19 protein-coding genes and 1 tRNA gene are annotated in these 20,539 nt (G+C 58.1%); 15 read left to right on the top strand and 5 right to left on the bottom strand.

The genetic code is table 11. The annotated features are described in order from the left end of the window. Positions 1-19 precede the first annotated feature (19 nt). Both B5E60_RS01925 and B5E60_RS01920 read left to right on the top strand, forming a co-directional pair. On the top strand, positions 20-241 hold the full coding sequence (locus tag B5E60_RS01925; RefSeq protein WP_009597992.1) for a DUF2795 domain-containing protein: 222 nt from the start codon (positions 20-22) through the stop codon (positions 239-241). A 119-nt stretch (positions 242-360) separates the two neighbouring features. Then, complete coding sequence (locus tag B5E60_RS01920) at positions 361-777, top strand: EamA family transporter (RefSeq protein ID WP_087309197.1); 417 nt, start codon at positions 361-363, stop codon at positions 775-777. Positions 778-867: 90 nt separating this feature from the next. Here the strand turns inward: B5E60_RS01920 and B5E60_RS01915 are convergent, their stop codons facing one another. The 3 genes from B5E60_RS01915 to B5E60_RS01905 are packed head-to-tail and all read right to left on the bottom strand — an operon-like array spanning position 868 to position 3,215. Next, positions 868-1,419, bottom strand: coding sequence for a cob(I)yrinic acid a,c-diamide adenosyltransferase (locus B5E60_RS01915; RefSeq protein ID WP_087309196.1), 552 nt, complete (start codon positions 1,417-1,419; stop codon positions 868-870). Further along, a complete protein-coding gene (locus tag B5E60_RS01910) occupies positions 1,416-1,928 on the bottom strand; it encodes a hypothetical protein (protein WP_087309195.1) in 513 nt (170 codons plus the stop codon). Before B5E60_RS01910 ends, B5E60_RS01915 begins: the two co-directional genes overlap by 4 nt. 15 nt (positions 1,929-1,943) lie before the next feature. Next, positions 1,944-3,215, bottom strand: a complete 1,272-nt coding sequence (locus B5E60_RS01905; RefSeq protein ID WP_087309194.1) for an NAD(P)/FAD-dependent oxidoreductase — start codon at positions 3,213-3,215, stop codon at positions 1,944-1,946. An 88-nt stretch (positions 3,216-3,303) separates the two neighbouring features. Between B5E60_RS01905 and B5E60_RS01900 the strand changes: the two genes are divergently transcribed. The 6 genes from B5E60_RS01900 to B5E60_RS13685 all read left to right on the top strand — a co-directional run bounded on the left by B5E60_RS01900 (position 3,304) and on the right by B5E60_RS13685 (position 6,314). Continuing rightward, positions 3,304-4,239 carry a transcription antitermination protein NusB gene (locus B5E60_RS01900; RefSeq protein ID WP_087309193.1) on the top strand — a complete coding sequence of 312 codons (936 nt, stop codon included), beginning with the start codon at positions 3,304-3,306 and terminating at the stop codon, positions 4,237-4,239. A gap of 349 nt (positions 4,240-4,588) precedes the next feature. Continuing rightward, a complete protein-coding gene (locus B5E60_RS01895; RefSeq protein ID WP_087309192.1) occupies positions 4,589-4,888 on the top strand; it encodes a DUF1573 domain-containing protein in 300 nt (99 codons plus the stop codon). Between the two features lie 90 nt (positions 4,889-4,978). Beyond that, a complete protein-coding gene (gene yajC / locus B5E60_RS01890) occupies positions 4,979-5,299 on the top strand; it encodes a preprotein translocase subunit YajC (protein ID WP_162992884.1) in 321 nt (106 codons plus the stop codon). 164 nt (positions 5,300-5,463) lie between these two features. Beyond that, on the top strand, positions 5,464-5,712 hold the full coding sequence (locus tag B5E60_RS01885) for a TIGR03905 family TSCPD domain-containing protein (protein ID WP_087309191.1): 249 nt from the start codon (positions 5,464-5,466) through the stop codon (positions 5,710-5,712). A gap of 112 nt (positions 5,713-5,824) precedes the next feature. Beyond that, entirely contained in the window at positions 5,825-6,085 is a 261-nt protein-coding gene (locus tag B5E60_RS01880) for a GlsB/YeaQ/YmgE family stress response membrane protein (protein WP_087309190.1), read from the top strand. A gap of 19 nt (positions 6,086-6,104) precedes the next feature. Beyond that, a complete protein-coding gene (locus B5E60_RS13685) occupies positions 6,105-6,314 on the top strand; it encodes a hypothetical protein (RefSeq protein WP_122120639.1) in 210 nt (69 codons plus the stop codon). 407 nt (positions 6,315-6,721) lie between these two features. On the opposite strand, the gene B5E60_RS01875 is transcribed toward B5E60_RS13685, so the two are convergent. After that, positions 6,722-6,792, bottom strand: a tRNA-Gln gene (locus B5E60_RS01875). A gap of 136 nt (positions 6,793-6,928) precedes the next feature. Here B5E60_RS01875 and nhaD point away from each other — a divergent pair. Continuing rightward, positions 6,929-8,275 carry a sodium:proton antiporter NhaD gene (gene nhaD / locus B5E60_RS01870; protein WP_204246429.1) on the top strand — a complete coding sequence of 449 codons (1,347 nt, stop codon included), beginning with the start codon at positions 6,929-6,931 and terminating at the stop codon, positions 8,273-8,275. A 207-nt stretch (positions 8,276-8,482) separates the two neighbouring features. Here nhaD and B5E60_RS01865 read toward each other — a convergent pair whose 3' ends face one another. Continuing rightward, on the bottom strand, positions 8,483-8,857 hold the full coding sequence (locus tag B5E60_RS01865) for a thioesterase family protein (protein ID WP_087309307.1): 375 nt from the start codon (positions 8,855-8,857) through the stop codon (positions 8,483-8,485). Positions 8,858-9,084: 227 nt separating this feature from the next. Between B5E60_RS01865 and B5E60_RS01860 the strand changes: the two genes are divergently transcribed. The 6 genes from B5E60_RS01860 to B5E60_RS01835 all read left to right on the top strand — a co-directional run bounded on the left by B5E60_RS01860 (position 9,085) and on the right by B5E60_RS01835 (position 20,537). After that, positions 9,085-9,663, top strand: coding sequence for a DUF4294 domain-containing protein (locus tag B5E60_RS01860; protein WP_087309189.1), 579 nt, complete (start codon positions 9,085-9,087; stop codon positions 9,661-9,663). Between the two features lie 754 nt (positions 9,664-10,417). After that, positions 10,418-13,360 (top strand): SusC/RagA family TonB-linked outer membrane protein, encoded by a 2,943-nt coding sequence (locus tag B5E60_RS01855; RefSeq protein WP_087309188.1) that lies wholly within the window; start codon positions 10,418-10,420, stop codon positions 13,358-13,360. 16 nt (positions 13,361-13,376) lie between these two features. Then, on the top strand, positions 13,377-14,888 hold the full coding sequence (locus B5E60_RS01850; RefSeq protein WP_204246428.1) for a RagB/SusD family nutrient uptake outer membrane protein: 1,512 nt from the start codon (positions 13,377-13,379) through the stop codon (positions 14,886-14,888). Between the two features lie 31 nt (positions 14,889-14,919). Beyond that, positions 14,920-15,894, top strand: coding sequence for a DUF4984 domain-containing protein (locus B5E60_RS01845; protein ID WP_087309186.1), 975 nt, complete (start codon positions 14,920-14,922; stop codon positions 15,892-15,894). A 64-nt stretch (positions 15,895-15,958) separates the two neighbouring features. Further along, positions 15,959-17,662, top strand: a complete 1,704-nt coding sequence (locus B5E60_RS01840) for a hypothetical protein (RefSeq protein WP_087309185.1) — start codon at positions 15,959-15,961, stop codon at positions 17,660-17,662. A 121-nt stretch (positions 17,663-17,783) separates the two neighbouring features. Next, complete coding sequence (locus B5E60_RS01835; protein ID WP_087309184.1) at positions 17,784-20,537, top strand: DUF4458 domain-containing protein; 2,754 nt, start codon at positions 17,784-17,786, stop codon at positions 20,535-20,537. The last annotated feature ends 2 nt before the right edge of the window (positions 20,538-20,539 follow it).

Genomic DNA, 20,539 nt, shown 5'->3' with positions numbered 1-20,539 from the left:
AACTTAAAATTTTATAGCTATGTACTGGACGCTGGAATTGGCCTCGAAGCTCGAAGATGCTCCCTGGCCCGCAACAAAAGACGAGTTGATTGACTATGCTGTCCGTTCGGGTGCCCCACTCGAGGTGCTCGAGAATCTTCAGGAGATCGAGGACGAAGGCGAAATATACGAATCCATCGAGGATATCTGGCCCGACTACCCCTCCAAGGACGACTTCTTCTTCAACGAGGAGGAGTATTAGTTCAGAGTCGGAGGCCCCGGTCCCGAAACTTGTCTCGAAAACTGAAATGCGACCCCGCGGGTCGCATTTTTTTCGAACCCTGCCGCCGCCCCCTCCCAAACCTTTAACCATTCGAAACCATGTGGAAATACTATGCCCTGCTCTCGGCCCTGTTCGCCGCTCTGACGGCCATCTTTGCCAAAGTCGGCGTCAGGGAGATCAATTCGGATCTCGCCACAGCTATTCGCACCTCCATCATCCTGATACTGACGTGGGGTATCGTGATTTTCCGGCATCAGGCCGCTGCCATCCGCGAGATCGAAACCCACACGTGGCTCTTCCTCGTCCTCTCGGGAATCGCCACGGGACTCTCCTGGCTCTTCTACTTCAAGGCCCTCCAGACGGGAGACGTGTCGCGCGTCGCCCCCATTGACAAACTGAGCGTGGTCATCACCATCGTCCTGTCGATACTCTTCCTCAAAGAACCCGCATCGCCCCGCGTAGTGGCCGGAGCCCTGCTGATCACCTGCGGAAGCATCATCATGCTGATCAAGTAACCGACGGAAACACCGGCTGAGACTCCGGCAGAAACAAAAAACCGGCATCCGAGGAATGCCGGTTTATAAAGAAAAATCCTGCGAAGCGGGTCAGGGGATCCACAGCGTCTCCTCAACGCCGAAATGGACCGTCAGCATCCGCCCCAGCACGTAGAAGTAATCCGACAGCCGGTTCAACCACACCAGCGCCGTCGGGTCAGCCCCGTATTTTGCATCGGCACGCAGCGCCGCCCGCTCCGCCCGGCGGCACACCGTCCGGCAGACGTGACTCCACGACACGGCCGGATGACCCCCCGGAATCGTGAACTTGTCGATCGTCGGAAGCCGGGTCTGCATCGCATCGATCCTCCCCTCAAGCCATGCAATCGCCTCGCCGGACAGCGGCGAGAGTCTCTTACGCCCCTCGCTGTCAGCCGCCAGCAACGCCTCGACCGTCATCAGCCGCGAAAGGATCCGGTTCAGATCGTCGACCGTCGGGGCTAGTGCGGCATCGCCCCGCAGTTGGTCGGTCAACAGCGCCGTGAAGGCCGTCAGTTCGTCCACCGTACCGTAGGCCTCGACCCGTTCGTCGCTCTTCGGGACCCGCTCTCCCCCGATCAGCGAGGTCTGGCCCCGGTCGCCCGTCTTCGTATACACTTTCATAGTCGGAAATGTTGTTTCGGTAAATAATTATTGAATACAAGCAGGTAACCCCGGTTATCGACCGTCGTCGAGCGGTGGCCCGCCACAATCTGCGCGCAGAGCGCCTGCCGCTCGCGTCCGTCGTAGGGCGACATCACCGCCACGGTATGACCCTCCTCCCGCGCCCGGCGCAGAAGGGCCAGCGTCTCGGCCCGCGGAAGATCCCGCGTGACGATGCACAAATCCGCATCCGCACGATTCATGCCGAAACTCGCATAGCCGCAATGGATCGCCAGATTCTGCAGCTGCACGGCCCGCCGGTGCGGAACGCCGGCCGACAACAGCGTCTCGTAGAGCCGCCGGTCGCCGTCCAGCAGCGTGTGTCGCATGAAAACCTCCCGCACGATATCGTAGACAAAGGGCGAATGGACACCGTGACCCCGGAAATAGCGCGCCCGCGAAAGGCGGTTGCGCAATTCGGCCATCCGTCGCGGAAGGTGCAATGACAAACGGGGTCCGGTAAGTTTCATTCTGTTGCCCCCCGATTATTTCCTGAGCTGACCTGCCAGACGCCCCGTCGAAAAGGCAATCTGAAGGTTATAGCCCCCCGTATTGGCATCCAGGTCGAGCACCTCGCCCGCCAGGTAGAGCCCCGGGACCTTCAGCGACTCCATCGTCTGCGGGTTGACCTCGTCGCAGCGGACCCCGCCGGCCGTCGTCACGGCATATTCGAACGGCGCGTAGTCCGAGATCGGAAAGGTCAGCCCCTTCAACGTGCGGATCAGGCGCGTCACCTGTTCGTCCGTAATCTTCGAAACGTAATCCTTCGTGTGGATGTCTATCTCGTGGGCCAGCGGCTGCACCAGCGGCTGCGGAACCAGCTTGCGCAGCAACTCGCCGAAGAACTCCGTCGGGGCCATCTCGGCCCGCTCACGTGCGATGCGGTCGCGCAACTGCTCTTCGGTCAGCGCCGGCTTGAGGTCGACCACGAGTTTCACCCGATGGCCGTCGATCAGCGCATCAACCGCATCGCGGCTCATCCGCAGCGCCACGGCCCCTTCGATGCCTCGCTCCGAAAAGCCCAGTTCGCCGAACTCCTCGCGGACCGGAGCGTTATCGACGTAAAGCGTCGCCCGCACGTTGCGCAGCAGCAGCTTGTGGAGGTAGCGGACCTGCGGGTGCGACGTCACAAGCGGCGTGAGCGACGGCCGCAACGGTTCGATCGTGTGGCCCAAGTCCGCCGCAAAGGCGTAACCGTCGCCCGTCGACCCCGTGGCCGGATACGAAACACCCCCCGTGGCCAGGATCACCCGCGGAGCCTCCTCCTTGCGCTCAAAGCCCCGCTTGTTGATGTATTTCACCCCGAAGACCCGACCGGCAAGGGTCAGGATCCCCGTCACGCGCGTATCGTAGAGGATCTTCACGCCGTTCTCGACGCAGTAGTCCAGCAGCGCATTGGCGATGTCCCACGCCTTGCCGCTCTTCGGAAAGACCCGCTCGCCGCGTTCAATCTCGAGTTTCACCCCCCGGCGCTCGAAAAAACGGATCGTCGCCCGGTTGTTGAAGGCCGCAAAGGCCGGGGCGAAGAACTCCGCGTTGGTCCGCACCTGCGAGGCAAACTCCTCGGCCGGCCGGGCGTTGGTGACGTTGCAGCGACCCTTGCCCGTTATGCGGACCTTGCGACCCGACTTCTCCATCTTCTCCAGAAGCAGCACCCGATGGCCGTTCTGTGCCGCCGTGCCCGCAGCCATCAGTCCCGCGGCTCCAGCCCCGATGACGATCACGTCGCAGGGTTGTTTTTCTTCATTCTGTTCCATACGCTGCAAAATTAGGAATTTAATGCGAAATTTTTCATTTTTTGCCCCCTTTTCACTACCTTTGCGCCCGAAAAACATCGTTCTAGATATGTTGAGCAGAAGATTACTCCGCATCAAGGTCATCAAGACCCTCTTCGCACACCTCAAATCGGGAGCCGACAACATGATGGCTTCGGAAAAGACCCTGATGGCCTCCGTGGACAAGGCCTACGACCTCTATTTCCAGATCCTCATCCTGCCCGTCGAGGTCGCCCGTTACGCCCAGCAACGGATCGATATCGCCAAACAGAAGAAACTCCCCACCTACGAGGACCTCAACCCCAATACCAAGTTCGTCGACAACGCCGTCATCCGCATCATCGCCAACAGCGATGCCGTCAACGACCGGATCGCCGCCCGAAAACTCGGCTGGAGCCAATACCCCGAACTCATCCGGACCCTCTACGCGCAGTTCGCCGAAACCCCCGCCTACAAGGAGTACATGCAGCACGACAGCCGCTCGTTCGAGGAGGACAAACAGCTCGTCGAGGAGTTCTTCAAGTCGCTGCAGGAGTCCGACGCCCTCGAAGAGGCCCTCGAGGAGATCTCCCTGCTCTGGAGCGACGACCTGCCCTACATCACCATGATGATCCTGCGCTCGCTCTCAGGCCTGCGCGCCTCCCACTCCGAAATCCGCATCCCGCCCAAATTCAAGAGCGAGGAGGATCCCGAATTCGTCAAGACCCTCTTCGAAAAGGCTCTGGTCAACTACAACTCCTATCAGGACTACATCGAAAAGTTCACCGCAAACTGGGACGTCGACCGAATCGTCTTCATGGACAACCTCATCATCGGTACGGCCATCGCCGAGCTGACCTCCTTCCCCTCGATCCCCGTCAAGGTGACCCTCGACGAGTGGATCGAAATCTCGAAATACTACTCCACGCCCGGCAGCAGCACCTTCATCAACGGCGTGCTCGACAAGATCGTCGCATCGCTCACCGAGGAGGGGCGCATCAAAAAGGCCGGACGCGGTCTGATCTAAATCCTCACGGATCATGCATATGCAGCGATTCCTGATCCGAATCCTTGCCGCCGGCACTATCCTGGCGGCTTTGGCCGCTTGTGGCGGCGCGTCCCGCAAAGCCGGGGCTACGGCCGGGGCCGAAACGGGGCAAACGGCAGCGGAAGAGACGGCAGGAACAACGGATGGCGTGACGGCGGATGCAGCAACGGGAACCGGAGCGGCGGCAGAAACAACGGATGGTGCGGCAGCGGACCACGACGCTCTCCGAGGAAAAGCATCGGCGCAATCCGACGGCAAGAGTCTCGCCCAGCCCGGAAAACGGAAGCCTTTCCGAGGCCGAATCATTGCAATTTCAGACTCGGTGCTTATGCACGGCAGCACGGATACGCTTCGTTTCGGACGCCTCGGATCCGGCGAAATCGCCGTCCTGCGCTTCCAACTCGAAAACACCTCGGCCAAACCGCTGGTCATCCTCTCCACCCAACGCAGCTGCGGCTGCATCTCGCTCGACCATGACGCCCAACCCCTTGCACCCGGCCAGGCCCGAACCCTCGAAATGACATTCGACTCCCGCGGCGAATACGGCTGGCAGCTCAAACGCATGGATCTCATCCTCTCCGGCGCCCGAAAGCCCCTGCGGATCTTCGTCGAGGCCGACATCGAATAAATCCTTGTTTTTTCGACAATATTTTCTATCTTTGTCGCGTTAAGTTTTCCAAACACCCGAAATTTTCACCAAAAAAACCGAATAACCATTATGATTCAATTCCTTCAAACTCCGCCCGTGGAACCGCAGCCCGGATTCATGCAGCAGTACAGTTTCATTATCATGATCGTCCTGATGGTGCTGGTCCTCTGGCTCTTCATGTGGCGACCCGAAGCCAAGCGCCGCAAGCAGATGCAGGCGTTCCGCGACGGCCTCAAAAAGGGTGACAAGATCATCACCGCCGGCGGTATCTACGGTACCGTGAAGGAGATCAAGGAGACGACCCTCCTGATCGAGGTGGACAGCAACGTAACGCTCCGCATCGACAAAAACATGGTCGTTGCCGACAACTCGGATCTCCAGCGTCAGTAATATCCCCGCTCGGATCCCCGACAAGGAGGGCCGCAACTCCTGAGTTGTGGCCCTCTTTCCTTTACCCCTCTGACAGAAAGATCCTCGCTCCGGCACCGGGAGTTGCACGAAACCCTCCGCTTTCGTATATTTGCTCCCCGAAAACCCAAATAACGATCCATTCCATGATCCGACACATAACCCACCCCTGCCAGGGAACCTGCTCGCGGCAGATCGACATCGATATCGAAGACGGAATCGTCCGCAACGTCTCCTTCACGGGCGGTTGTCACGGCAATACGCAGGGGGTTGCCGCCCTGGTCCGCGGCATGAAGGCCGACGAGGTGATCGCCCGCCTCGAGGGTATCGACTGCCACGGCAAAGGAACCTCCTGTCCCGATCAGCTGGCCCGGGCCCTCAAAACCGGGTGCTGAGCCCCGCTCCGACGGCAAAGCGCTGAAAGGAATGGCTCCGTCCGTCGCCCGGATCCGGTTTCGGAACGGATTTTGCTCCCCTGCGATGCGTAATCAAAAAACGCATCGACCCATGTATTTTATCTGGTATCTTCTGATCGGTCTGGCGGCCGGATGGATCGCCAACCTCATTGTCAAGGGCAGCGGCTCGGGATTATTTGTCAATCTGCTCGTCGGACTCATCGGCGGCATGCTCGGCGGTTGGGTCCTCTCCTGGATCGGGCTCGTTCCCGTCGGAACTCTCGGCAGCCTCGTAACGGCCGTCATCGGCGCCATCCTGCTCTTGTGGATCGCCGCACTGATCTCTCACCGCAAAAAAACAAACCGCAAATAGTCCTCAAACGGACAAGCGCATGAAACAATCCACGCACGACATCTCACGTCCTTCGAACGAAAACGCGAATTCCGCAGAAACGGACCCGGACAATCTCGAAACCATGGCACTCTTCTCCTCTTGCATCGACAGCCGCACCCGCTGCTCCCGAGAAAATCCCGCCGAGGGGTCTCAAACGCAGGAGTGCGACCGGGAGTCCCGGCCGGAAGCGCACAAGAACCGACAATAACCGGCTCCGGCAACTCCGGCAGGGGAAGGATTTCGGCAGGAAGAGGGCGATGTGGCGGTTCCGGCACTGGGTTCCGGCGTCGGACATTGGCCCGGGCATTGACACGGGGGGCCGCCGGCAACGGCTCGGGATCGGGCATCGGCAACGGACTTCGGCAACAGGCTCCGGGCTGTTCCTATTGGCCTCTTCGGGATCGGCGGTCCACGGGTTCGCTCCAAGGCTCCGGGAAACTTTCGGGAAACTTTCGGATGGGTTCCGACAGAGGCTCCTTCCGGATAAAAAGGAGTTCTCACCGCCCCTCCCGAAAGTGGGCCTCCCCTGCCCTCACTCCATTCTCACCCCCCACCTCATCCCTCTTCATCCAAAAAAAGGTGGCCCACTCCTTGCGGATGGCCACCTTTCTCAGGTTGAGCTGCCGGGATTCGAACCCAGAACGACAGAACCAAAATCTGCTGTGTTACCATTACACCACAGCTCAATCTCGTGCTCGAAAGCGGGACAAAGATACGAAATTTTTTCCAATTCCAAAGCCCGGTTTCAAAAAAAGCCCGGTTTCAAAATCTGTAACCTCTGGCCCGCTCCTCCGGACCCCAAACCTTCACCACCACGACAGCATGATCACCTCCATGGCTCTGCTCTTCGCGATCGGATATCTCCTGATCGCTCTCGAGCACAAAACACATATCGACAAATCAGCCATCGCCCTGCTGATGGCCGGCGGAATCTGGACCCTGCTCAGCCTCGCCGGAAACGACCCCTCGATCCAGCAGCAACTCGTCGAACAACTGGGCGACACGTGCGAAATCCTCGTCTTCCTGATCGGAGCCATGACCATCGTCAACCTCATCGACTCCTACGGCGGATTTGTCGTCATCACCGACCACATCTCCACCCGAAACCATCGCAAACTCCTCCTCATCGTCGCCGCAGTCGCCTTCCTGCTCTCGGCCGCGCTCGACAACATGACCACCACGATCATTCTGGTGATGCTCGCCAGGCGGCTGATCGCCGATCCGCGCGAACGCCGGATCTTCGCCTCGGTGATCGTCATCGCCGCAAACAGCGGCGGAGCATGGTCGCCCATCGGTGACGTGACGACCATCATGCTCTGGATGCGGGGAAATGTCACCGCCGCCCGGCTCGTCGCGGCACTGCTGCTGCCCTGTCTGGTCTCGGTCGCCCTCCCCACGCTGCTCGCCATGCGTTTCATCACCCCGGGCAGCACCCCCGCTCCGCAACCTCTCCCGAACGTCTGTCCTCCCTATATCGGCCCTCGGCTGCGGCGCTTCATGCTCCTCGCCGGTGTCCTCAGCCTGCTCTTCGTCCCGCTCTTCAAAAGCCTCACCGGACTGCCTCCCTACATGGGCATGATGATCTCGCTGGGCGCCATGTGGATTCTCTCCGAGGTGATCTACTACCGAAAACGCGCGCTGCGAAATCTCGAGGAGCCGATCCAACCCCGCGTGGCCAAGGTCCTCAAGCACATCGACATGCCGACCATCCTCTTCTTCCTCGGAATCCTTATGGCCGTCGGTGCCCTCGAATCGGCCGGAATGCTCGCGTCGGCTGCCCGCTGGCTCGACCTGCACGTACACGCCGCCTTCCCGATCGCTTCGGTCATCGGTCTGCTCTCGTCGGTGGTCGACAATGTCCCGCTGGTGGCCGCCTGCATGGGCATGTATCCCGTGGCTGATGCCGCCGCGGTGGCCGCGGCGGCCGATCCCGCCTTTGCCCGGGCATTCCTCCCCGACGGCCTCTTCTGGCATCTGCTGACCTACTGCGCCGGCGTCGGCGGCAGTCTGCTCATCATCGGTTCGGCCGCCGGTGTCGTCGCCATGGGACTCGAAAGAATCTCCTTCGGATGGTATGCCCGCCATATCTCGCTCCTGGCTCTGGCCGGATATGCCGCCGGAATCGGCGTCATCTGGATCGAACACCTCTGGTTCGGATTCGGCGGATAACCTCCATCGGAAAACGCCCGTCGGAAAGTCCCCTCCCCGATCCGTCTGCTCCCGGAAAGAGGGAGGGTGACCGCCCCGAGAACAGACAAGGCAACCCCGAGAACAGACAGGGTACCACCCCCGGAAAACAGACAGGGTGACCGCCCCAAGGGGCAGCCACCCTGTTTGCCGTACGGCACGGGCCGGCGTCGTTCACCGACCGCTGAATCAGCCCAGTTTTTCCAGGAAGCGGCGACGGTCCACCACGTAGCGGACGTGCGTCCCCTCGCCGATCAGTCCGACCTCGTCGCGTGCTCCGACGTTGAAGGTCAGTTTGCGCCCCTCAACCGCCGTCAAAACCGCCGTGGCGGTGATCTCGGCCCCCAGTTTCGAAGGCTTCACGTGCGTCGTGTTCATCTCCGAGCCCACGGTCGTCGACCCCTCGGGCAACTCCCCGGCTACGGCCTCCATCGCCGCATGCTCCATCAATGCCACCATCGCCGGCGTGGCAAATACCGCAAGGTCGCCCGATCCCATCGCGGCGGCCGTATTCTCAGCCGTCACCGTCGTGGTGCTGCGGCCCGAAAGTCCTGCTTCAAGCATCTCCTTTTCCTGTTTTGGTTCGTTTTTCTTCATTCGCACACCACTCGCTCCCGACATCCGGATCCGTTCCGCACCCTCAGGATTTGCTTCTCCCGCGAAGTTGTCGTATATTTGCGCAGGTGTGACGCCGGCAAAGATAAGCAAATCGGGCGCAAAAAACGACCTTTCGACGCAATTTTAACCCCGGGCCGCCCGTTTTTCCGTTGACTGATCCCCCATTGCCGATCATGAAAAAGTGGTTCCTGCTCCTCTTCCTGATCACGGCCGCACTCCCCGAAGTGATGGCCCAGGGCGGTCGCGGATTCTGGCACCAGGAGTGGGAAGTCCAGAAAAACGGCGACTCCATCGCTCTGGTCCATATCCTGCCCGTCTACGTCTTCAGCCGACCGGTCGACCTGCGACGTTACCGCCGGTTGGTCGATGCCGTGCGAAAGGTATACCCCATCGCCAAGATCGCACGCGCCAAAATGGCCGAAATGGAGGACGAACTCTGCCGCCTCCCAACCAAAAAAGCCCAGAAAGCCTATATCAAGGAGGTGTACAACCAGATCAAGGAGGAGTACACCCCCGTACTGAAACACATGACACGAACCCAGGGCCGCGTCCTGCTCAAACTCATCGACCGCGAAACCGAATACACCGCCTACCAGGTCCTCAAGGAGTTCCGCGGTGGATTCATCGCCGGATTCTGGCAAGGCGTCTCGAAGGTCTTCGGACAGGATCTCAAATCGCAATACGACCGCGAGGGCGAAGACAAGATGATCGAACAAATCATCATCTACTACGAAGCCGGTCTGATCCGCTGACCCAGCCCTGTCCGCAACCCCTCCCCATTGGACAATCCGGACAGTCACCCCCCCGCTCCGGACAAAACCCATCGGGAGTGCTGTCAATATCCGTAAAATATATATTTACAGGACTTTGCGCGTCAAAACGGGATCCAGCCGAATCGGATCGCCCCGCCCCCCAAATCCAACAATAAGCAGATCCGATCATATAAACGAAAATGGCCGAAATAGTTTTCCGGAAACAACGCTCGTAAAATCCGGTTACCAATCGCATCAAAATTTCGTATCAAAAGCATTTTGGCCATTTTTGATTACAATCTGTTACTTTACCCCCCCCTCCACATAAACGATCGACACAACGGGCCGTTCAAGAGTTGAGGAAGCCAATTCCCTTTCCTTGCCAAAATTGGCAATCAATCCAAAAAACCGCCCTACAAGGGCATATAAGGCTACTTTTAGTACATTACGTCCCCTCGGCAACCTTCAAGAATCAACCTGTTTCCGCTCCGGGAACTCCTCCTTGTTTTTTGCCAAATTCCCCCTTTTTCGCCCCATTTTCCGAGTTTTGAAAAAAATTTTTTTATATTTTTTTCGCCTTTTAGATTACAAACTGTTAGTTTACATTAATAGACTGTAAAACAAGATATTAAATTATTTCAATAATAGGCGGCAATACACTTTTCCGACAGAAAGATTACATTTCGGTCCATTCACCGGTTTGTTTAAATCATTTATATTATTCACATTTGTGGCGACAGAAAGTAATTTCACTATGCAACAATCAAAAATTCTACTACTGAAATTCGCTTTCCTTTTGTGTTCATTACCCGCCCTGGCCCAGGGGGGGGGAAGTATCACGGTTAGCGGTGTCGTCACATCGGCCGAAGACAAGGCTCCTCTGGTCGGTGTTCACGTACTTTCCGGCAGCACCAGCGGTGTCAGCACCCTCGGCGACGGATCCTACTCCATCGTCGTCACTCCCGGAACAGTTCTCTCCTATCACTACATCGGCTTCAAGGTCGCCGAATTCACCGTCCCCGAGGGAACTGCCAAACTCACTCACGACGTCGAGCTCCAGCCCGAAGCTCAGGCCCTCGACGATGTCGTGGTCATCGCTTACGGTGTCCGCAAAAAGGGAACAATCACCGGTTCGGTCTCAACCGTCAAGGCCGAAAAGGTCGAATCAACTCCTACGGCCGCCTTCGACCAGGCCCTCCAGGGACAGGTCCCCGGTCTGACCGTCATGTCCAACACCGGTGAACCCAGCGTCGCCGCTACGTTCACCATCCGCGGTACAAACTCCATCAACTCCGGTACCGCCCCCCTGTACATCCTCGACGGTATTCCCATCTCAAGCTCCGACTTCAACGCCATCAACCCCTCCGACATCGAGTCGATCTCCGTCCTCAAGGACGCCTCGTCGACCTCGATCTACGGTTCGCGTGCCTCGAACGGCGTCGTCGTCATCACCACCAAACGCGGTCGAATGGCCGAAAAGCCCATCATCTCCTACCGCATGCAGCTCGGTTTCTCCCAGATCGCCAAGGGCAACTGGGACCTGATGAACACCGAGGAGCGCATCCAGTATGAAAAGGAGATCGGACTGACCGACGGAAAGGACTACAACCTCCTCAGCCAAACCGACATTTGCTGGCTCGACGAAGTCTACAACAACGCCGCCATGCTCCAGAACTACGAACTCTCCGTGTCGGGCGCCAACGAGAAGACAAACTACTACGTCTCGGGCGGATACTACAGCCAGGAGGGTATCGCCCTGGGCTCGAACTTCGACCGGTACTCCATCCGCGCCAATATCGAACAGCGCGCCGCCAAGTGGCTCAAGATCGGGACCAACACCATGCTCAACTACCAGGATATCGAACAGGCCGACGATGGCGAATACACCCTCGTGACCCCGATCTCCGCCGCCCGATTCATGCTCCCCTACTGGAACCCCTACAACCCCGACGGATCGCTCGCTTCGGTCAACGACGGATCGTGGAAGGGTGACGGACAGAACCCCCTGGAGTGGATCAAGAACAACCAGCGCTCCTACAAGAAATACAAACTCGTGTCGAGCATCTTCGCCGAGGCTACCATCATCGAGGGGCTGACCTTCAAGTCGCAGTTCAACGTCGACTTCTCACACATGACCGGTCTGAGCACCTCGGCCCCGAGCTATGCCCCGAATCTCGGTCAGGGCAACGCCCAGCGCCTCTCGAGCGATGCGCTGACCCTCTCGGTCACCAACACGCTCAACTATCAGTTCCAGAAGGACAAGCACTCGTTCAACTTCCTGCTCGGTCAGGAGGGCGTCAACTACCACTACGAGGGATTCACGCTGCGGGCCGAAGGTCAGAACAACGACAAACTGGTCAACATCACCTCCGGTACGCGCGTCACCTCGTGGAGCGACACGACCGATGACGACTACTCCTACATGTCGGTCTTCGGCCGCGGCGAATACAACTACGACCAGCGTTACTACGCCGACATTGCGCTGCGTACCGACGCCTCGTCGCGTTTCGGTACCGGACACCGCTGGGGCGGTTTCTGGAGCGTCGGCCTGATGTGGAACCTCCGCAACGAAGCTTTCATGGAGAACGTCAGCCGCTGGCTCTCGAACGCTCAGATCTCCTTCAGCACCGGTACCTCGGGCAACTCCTCCATCCCCAACTACGAACACCTCGCCCTGGTGAGCGGAGGCCTGAACTACTACGGCGATGCCGGTATGGCCCCCAGCCAGCCCGGTAACGAGGACCTCGGATGGGAGAAGACCTGGACCACTAACCTCGGTTTCCACTTCGGTTTCTGGAACCGCCTGAACGTCGACTTCGAACTCTACAACAAGCGCACCTCCGACATGCTCATGCAGGTTCCCCAGTCCTACGCCGACAAAGGATACGGCTACTACTGGGACAACATCGGCGTGATGGTCAACCGCGGCGCCGAGGTCAACCTCTCCGGTACGGTCGTCGCCACGAAAGACTTCGCATGGTCGCTCAACGCAAACTTCTCCTACAACAAAAACAAGATCCTCGAACTCTACAACGGCGTGCAGGAGTATGAAATGTCCGCCACGTCGATGAAGCTCGTCGTCGGTCACGACAGCGGCGAATTCTACGTCAACCGCTTCGCCGGCGTCAACCCCGCAAACGGTGACGCCCTCTGGTACACCAAGGACGGCGAAATCACCACCGAAATGCGCGACGAAGACAAGGTGCTCGTCGGCAAGAGCATGAACGCCCCCTGGGCCGGCGGTTTCGGCACGAACCTCTCCTGGAAGGGAATCTCGCTCTCGGCCCAGTTCTCGTGGGTGGCCGACCGCTGGATGATCAACAACGACCGATACTTCGACGAGTCGAACGGCCGCTACAGCGCCTACAACCAGTCGCGCAAGCTGCTCGACCGCTGGAAGAAGCCCGGTGACATCACCGACATCCCGCGTCACGGCGTCTACACCGAGTTTGACGACCGTCTGCTGGAGGATGCCTCGTTCCTGCGTCTGAAAAACCTCATGCTCAGCTACTCGTTCCCCCAGGAACTGCTGCGCAAAACCCGGTTCATCAACGGAATACGAATCTACGCCCAGGCGCAGAACCTCTTCACGTTCACCAAATTCTCGGGCCTCGATCCCGAAGGTATCGGAAACATGTATCAGGCGCAATATCCCATGTCCCGCCAATTCACGTTCGGTCTTGACCTCACGTTCTAATCGACAGCCAATGAATATGTTACGAAATATCAAGTCACTCATCGCCGCGATTCTTCTGGTAGCCGGCACCTCGTCGTGTCTGGACAAACTGCCCGAATCGTCCATCCGTGAAGACGAGGCCATGCAGACCTTCGACGATGCCGAACAGATCCTCACGGGCATCTACGAAGGTCTGATGAGCAGCTCGCTCTTCAGCGGGACCCTTACCGTCATGCCCGACATTCAGGCCGACCTGGCTTACGCCGTCGAAAACTTTTCGAACGTCTACGGCCCCGCATGGCTCTGGAACCTCCTCTCGACCGATCAGGATGTCGAATCGGTCTATGCCACTCTCTACGGCGTCATCAGCCGCTGCAACTTCTTCCTCGAGCGCGTCGACGCCGTCAAGCAGCAGGAGACCAATTACGAAAACATCGATGCCCTGGACACCTACACCGGCGAGGTCTACACCATCCGCGCACTCTGCTACTCAAAACTCATCGAGTGCTTCTGCAAGGCATACGACCCCGCAACGGCCGAAAACGAACTCGGCGTCGTCCTGCGTTCGAAGTACTCCACGCCCGAACCCATGAAGCGCGCCTCGCTCAAGGCTTCCTACCAGTTCGTCATCGACGACCTGAACCGTGCCGAAGAGTTGCTGGACAACGACAACGACCAGTACAACACCATCTACGCCACGGCCGCTGCCGCACAGGCCCTCCATGCCCGCGTGGCCCTCTACATGCAGGACTATCAGACGGCCGTCGACTACGCCTCGAAGGTCATCGGCAACGACATGTTCCAGTTGGCCGACGCCAACCAGCAGTACTCATCCACGGATACCTATCTGACCTACATGTGGAACTACGACTCGAGCTTCGAGATCATCTGGAAGGTCGGATTCACGACCACCTCCTACGGCGGCGCCCTGGGTCAGGTGTTCTTCAACGCCAACCGCGACTACACGTACACCTATCCCGACTACGTGCCCGCACAGTGGGTGCTCGACGCCTATGCCGATACGGACCTGCGTTACGACGCCTACTTCAAGGAGTACACCACCGGCTATGCCAACGGACTGACGTGGCCCCTGCTGTACAAGTACTTCGGCAACCAGTCGTTCATCGCCTCGGTAAACCTCTACATGATCTCGATGCCCAAGCTCTTCCGTCTGGCCGAGCAGTATCTGATCCGTGCCGAGGCCTACTGCAACCTCCCGACGCCCAACTACTCGGCGGCCGGCAAGGATCTCACCACGCTGCGTCAGAAACGTTACTCGGGCGGCGCCGGAGCCATCACCGTCAGCGCCAACAACTGGCTCGAAACCATCTCCGCCGAGCGCGTCCGCGAACTCTACATGGAGGGCTTCCGTCTGAACGACCTCAAACGCTGGCACATGGGATTCGAACGTAAACCCCAGTCGTGCTCGCTCACCGAAGGCAGCTCGCTCAAGATCGAGGCCGACGACCCGCGTTTCGTTTGGCCCATCCCGCGCCACGAACTCGAATCGCCCGGCGCCGAAATCGAGCCCAACGAGAGCAACAACTAACGCATTCACCGTTTACTAAGACCTTTCAAACATGAGACGAATTACTGTCATACTGTGCACGGCCGCCCTGGGCGGACTCCTCGCCACAGGATGCAACGCGGATAAAAAGACCTACTCCGATGCCGAATACATCATGTTCGCCGACACGATGTCGACCTACAGGGTTTTCCCGGACAAGGCCAGCTTCTCCGTCCCGGTAACCTCGACCGTCGCCTGCGACTACGACCGCACGTTCGCCGTCGAGGCCATCGATCAGGGCAGCAACGCCATCGACGGCTACCACTACCGGATCCTATCCAATACCATTACCATCAAGGCCGGTGAACGTACCGCCAATGTCGAAATCGCCGGGTGCTACGATCATATTCAGGATACCGATTCGCTGGGATTCAAACTCCATCTGGTGATGCCCGATCAGCTCCGCTGGACGAGCCTCTATCCCGAGAGCGACTACACGAAGGTTGTCCTCTACAAGGGCTGCAACTATGATCTGGATACGTTCAGCGGCTGGTGCGTCGTCACGTCGCTGCTGCTCTACAACTACCCCAGCGCCCTGGACACCAACTACCAGCGGCTCATCTACACCGAAAAGCACCCCACGGAACCCAACACCATCATCCTGCACGACTTCCTCTACAACGGATACGATGTCACGATGCGTCTGACGAACGACGATCCCAACAATCCGATCATTGAGATGGATGAAGACCAGGTCCTCAGCGACGAGCAGACCGTCTTCGGACAGATCAACGGCGATGACAAGATCCTCGGTACCGTCAGCCCCTACTACGACTCGTCGTACAATACGTGCCAGAAATCCATCTCCGTCTGGCTCCAGGTGTATATAAAGAACGTCGGAACCATGGTGGGTACGGTCGGACACTACTACAACACCCTGGAGTGGGTATCGCTCGAGGAGGCCGTCCGGCTCAAAACCGAAGAGAACATGTCAGGGGCACGCGATCCGCGCGAGGATCCGAACTACCCCGGGAATGCCCAAGAATGAGAAACCCGAAAATTCCATCCAAATTCTCATTCTCCAATTATAGTACCACTAAACGCAATGTCTTATGAAAAACAAGATTTTATACTGGACATCGGTTCTGTTGGCGAGTTCAGCCCTGATACTCTCCGGCTGCAAGTCGGAGGACGACAGCGTTGATACACCGATCACTCCCGCGTTCCCGGAGCTGCTGCAGGCGACCATCCCCGCCGGCGAGAACTCCTGCGCCGTGACCTTCACCCCCAACATGGACTGGAGCGCGTCGATCCCCACCGACGAGGTAACTTCACGCTGGTTCACTCTCCGCTACGACCCCTTCGAAGGCGTATCCGTATCCGGAAAAGCCAGCACGGAGCCCGTCACCCTTTATGTCGAATCCATCTCCACGGGAACCTTCGACGAAAACCCCGTCTGCGAGGTCTCGCTCACGATGAACGGCCAAACCAAGGTTATCGCCCAGATCACCCGCGGCAACAAGGCCCGCGAATTCGAACTCTACGCCTCGGAGTACAACACGACGGATGATTCCACAAAGGATGATTTCACCATCCCCTATGTCTACCCGGAGACCGCTCTGACGAAATACTCCGGTCCAGATCAGGACTCCGGAGATATCGTAGAGCTGAAATGGCCCTTCCGCGTAAGCAGTTTCATGTATGTCTTCAAGGCCAAGGGCAACTTCAACTGGCTGATCTCGAAACCCGAGGGGCTGGAGATCTCCTCAATGGCCATTGCGGATGATCCCGGCAGCTACCAGATCACCGTCACCGGTGACTTCTCCGCAACCAATCTGGACACCCACACGGCCGTAATCGACTTCTACGACAGGTCCATCAACCGCGACGAGGATCCCGGAAACAACGCCCACAACCGATATTGTCTGCGCATCCCCGGATTCCGCGACATCGTCCGCCATCCGTTGGCCAACACCAACGCCACCTTCACCTTCAACAACGAAGGCAAGTATATCAGCAACTCTCTGGGGAACGAAACCATCTCGGACAATCTCTCCACGACGGTTTCCAGTACGGAAGGGCTGGCCTTCTACGTGGCCGAGGAGATTGAGCATGTCGGATATGTATTCAAACAGGGCATGGCACAATGGGTGACCATCGCCGACACCTGGAACTCCGAACTCGAAGACGTTTTTCAGGAGCACCAGTACACCGTGACGGTAGCTCCCAACACAACCGGAGCCGCCCGTACGGCCAAGCTGATCGCCCTGCCCAAGAGTCTGGCCGACGAACTGCAGAATGATGATCCATTTAATATGCTGGAGAACAGCATGACGGACTTCAAGGCGGAGTACAAGCCCTACGTCTATGCTACCATCGAACAGAGCGGACCCGATACAGGAGGAAGCGACAGCAATGTGATCTCCATCAGTGTCAGTGCGGACGTTTCGGCCTTCGACAACCAGATCGCCACGTTCAAGTCCGTCGATGACTCCTACTTCTCACAGCATCCCAACGCCTCCCTGGAAGAGGTCAAGGCTGCTTACGAAGATGGAATCCCTGTCTACGAACTCACCTATAACGATAATTCTCCCGCCTCGAATTATAACGCCGTGCTGGATATCAATATCGAGATAGGAGGTGATGACGTGATCTCCTCTTCGGAAAGTACCGCATGGCTGGGTACGACGATCATATCTCCCATGCTCGTTGTCGATATGGGGGCCGACGAGGCAAACAAGGGTGACATAGGCTACATCGCACTCAAAAAGAACGATAAGGTCTTTGCCTATCTGATCTGTGTGCGCAACTTTTAGCCTGCAAACAGATGAAAACTGACGCTTTCTGACACTGCAAAAACAGGGGCCCCGTTGAATGGGCCGGGGTCCCTGTTTTCAAAATACGATGATTAAAGAGTTTACAAGACACAAGTTTTCCATGAAACTTTTCAATATCAAATCCTTATTCGCCTTCGTCGTCTCCTGCGCCGCGCTCTGCTCCGCAGCCTGCTCCGACGACGACGGTATCGACAACCGCGAGCTCGAATACGGCTATGTCCAGTTCAAGCTCTACAAGGAGGCCTCCTATCCGCAAACACAGGATGCCCAGCGCCTCACGCGTGCCGACCAGACCGACCACATGGTCGATCAGCTCGACTACCTCTCCCAGGCCTGCAAGCTCCGGATCAGACTCCTGTCCGGATCGACGACCATCTCGCAGACCCTGACCCTCTCGGCCACCAGCAGCGAAGCTGCCGAGTTCGGCCTGCGCAGCGACAAACTCGAACTCATGGCCGGTGACTATCAGATCATCTCGTTCATCCTCTACGATATCACCGATACCCCGATCTACAGCGGTACGGTCTCCGACAACCGGCTTTCGGTCGTCGCCGGCGGCCTGACCATCCATGACCTTACGGCAAACGTCGCCCCCCGCGGAAAGGTCCGTTTCAACCTCGTAAAGGATATCTCGGAACTCACCGGGAAATGGAACGCTACACGAAGCTCATCCCGCAACCGCGAATATACCTTCGACGAAATCGCCTACTTCGACGTCTCCGTCCACAAGATCGACTCCGACGAAGAGGAAATCACCTTCACAAACCTGAAGGCGAACTTCGACGTTCACTTCGACGAAGAGAATGCCGAAAGCGACAAATTCGGATACCAGACCTCGTCGATCACCTGCGACTCGCTCCTTTTCCTCCCCGCAGGAAACTACGAAATCACCGGCCTGGTCACCTACGACACCAACAAACTCCTGCTCGAAACCATCTCCGGCGGGATCCCCGAGAAGTACAACTTTACGGTCTCGGACAACGAGACGATCGATGCCAAAGCCCCCGTCACCATGCAGGAGGCCGATGAGTACATTCAGGACGGATACGCCCTGAAAGCCATCTGGGAGGCCCTCGACGGCCCGAACTGGTACTACGGCGGTGAGGACTACAACAAGGGCTGCAACTGGGACTTCAACAAGTCGCCCGACCTGTGGATCGATCAGCCCGGTGTCGAGGTCCACTCGAACGGCCGTGTGGCCAAGCTCGTGCTCAGCGAGTTCGGAATCAGCGGCGACATGCCCGCCGCTATCGGTCAGCTCACCGAGCTCGTCGAACTCTACCTCGGTTCGCACAGCGATACCAACACCGGCACCTACGACCCGATGCTCGACCAGTCGAAGTCGCTCGAAGACCGCAATCGAAACCGGCTCGCCTACAACAAGCAGTATCTGGCAGCCACGCACATCCAGCCCCAGATGTCCTATCCCTGCGCCCTGGCCCTCAAAGAGCACAACCTCACCAGCCCGGCCATCTATCTCTATGAGCAGGGCTACACCGAGAACCAGATCTTTGACCGCAAGAGCGGCCGCCAGATAGAAATCCAACCCAAGGATGTCATCGCCGGACGTTTCTGCAACAACCTCAAGAGCCTGCCCGACGAAATCGGCAACCTGACCAAGCTCGAGTATCTCTACATCGCCAACAGCCCCATCTCGAAGATCCCCACGACGATCGCCAACCTCGCGTCGTGCACGCTGCTCGAGATCTACAACTGCCCCAACCTCCACGGCCTGCCCCAAGAGGTCGGCGAGATGCCCGCCCTGGTACAGGTCAACATCTCCTGCAACCAGGGTACCGCCCAGCATCCCGGTTGGACGGCCGACGAAATCTACCAGTCGATCGGATACCTGGCCAATGGCAAGTCGCAGGATCTGATCCAGATGTTCTATGCCCGCGACAACAACCTCGAGAAGTTCCCCGAGGATGTCAAGAAGATGGAGCGCCTCAGCCTGCTCGACCTGGCCAACAACAAGATCCAGGGCGTGATTCCCGCGTTAGGCAACAACTTCATGCCCTCGGAGCTCTACTTCGAGAACAATGAAATCACCGGTTTCGGAACCGAAACGGTCAACGGCCGCCGCATCTTCTGCAACACCGACAACCTGGAGACCTTCTCCGCTTCGTACAACAAGCTTAAGAAGGTCCCCGACATCTTCACCAGCGACACCCCCTACTACGTGTCGAGCGTTTCGCTGGGCTACAACGAGATCGACGGTTTCGAAAACCAGGACAACGGCCAGTATCAGGGTATCAACGTCACGACCTTCACCCTCTCGGGCAACCGGATCAAGACCTATCCCGCCTGCATGGCCAAGAGCCAGTCGCGGATCAGCTACATCCTGCTGGCCGGAAACGGTCTGGAGGGTTTCGAGAAGGACTGCTTCACCTCCCCAAAACCCGAAAACCAGGCTAACCTGATCTCCATCGACCTGACCTACAACCGGATCAAGGAGCTCCCGGATGATTTCCATGCCGGAAACATGCCTTACCTCTACGGTGTGGACCTCTCCTACAACGCCTTCTCGAAGTTCCCTTGGGAACCGACCGACGCCCTCACGCTGACGGTCTATGCCGTCCGCGGCCAGCGCGACGACAACGGCAACCGCTGTCTGAAGGAGTGGCCCACGGGCATCTACAAGCACACCGGTCTGCGCGGTCTCTATCTGGGGTCGAACGACCTGCGCAAAGTCGACGACACGATCTCCTATCTGATCTACAACCTCGATATCAGCGACAACCCCAACATCACGTTCGACGCTACGGACATCTGCTACTACTGGCAAGCCGGAGCGTACACCCTGACCTACGACAAAACGCAGAATATCATCAACTGTCCTGAAATGCTCGAATAACC

This window comes from Alistipes sp. An116 (genome assembly GCF_002161005.1).
Classification (GTDB): domain Bacteria; phylum Bacteroidota; class Bacteroidia; order Bacteroidales; family Rikenellaceae; genus Alistipes; species Alistipes megaguti.
The sequence above is the reverse complement of the archived record's forward strand: the minus strand, read 5'-3'. Positions and strand labels throughout refer to the sequence as shown.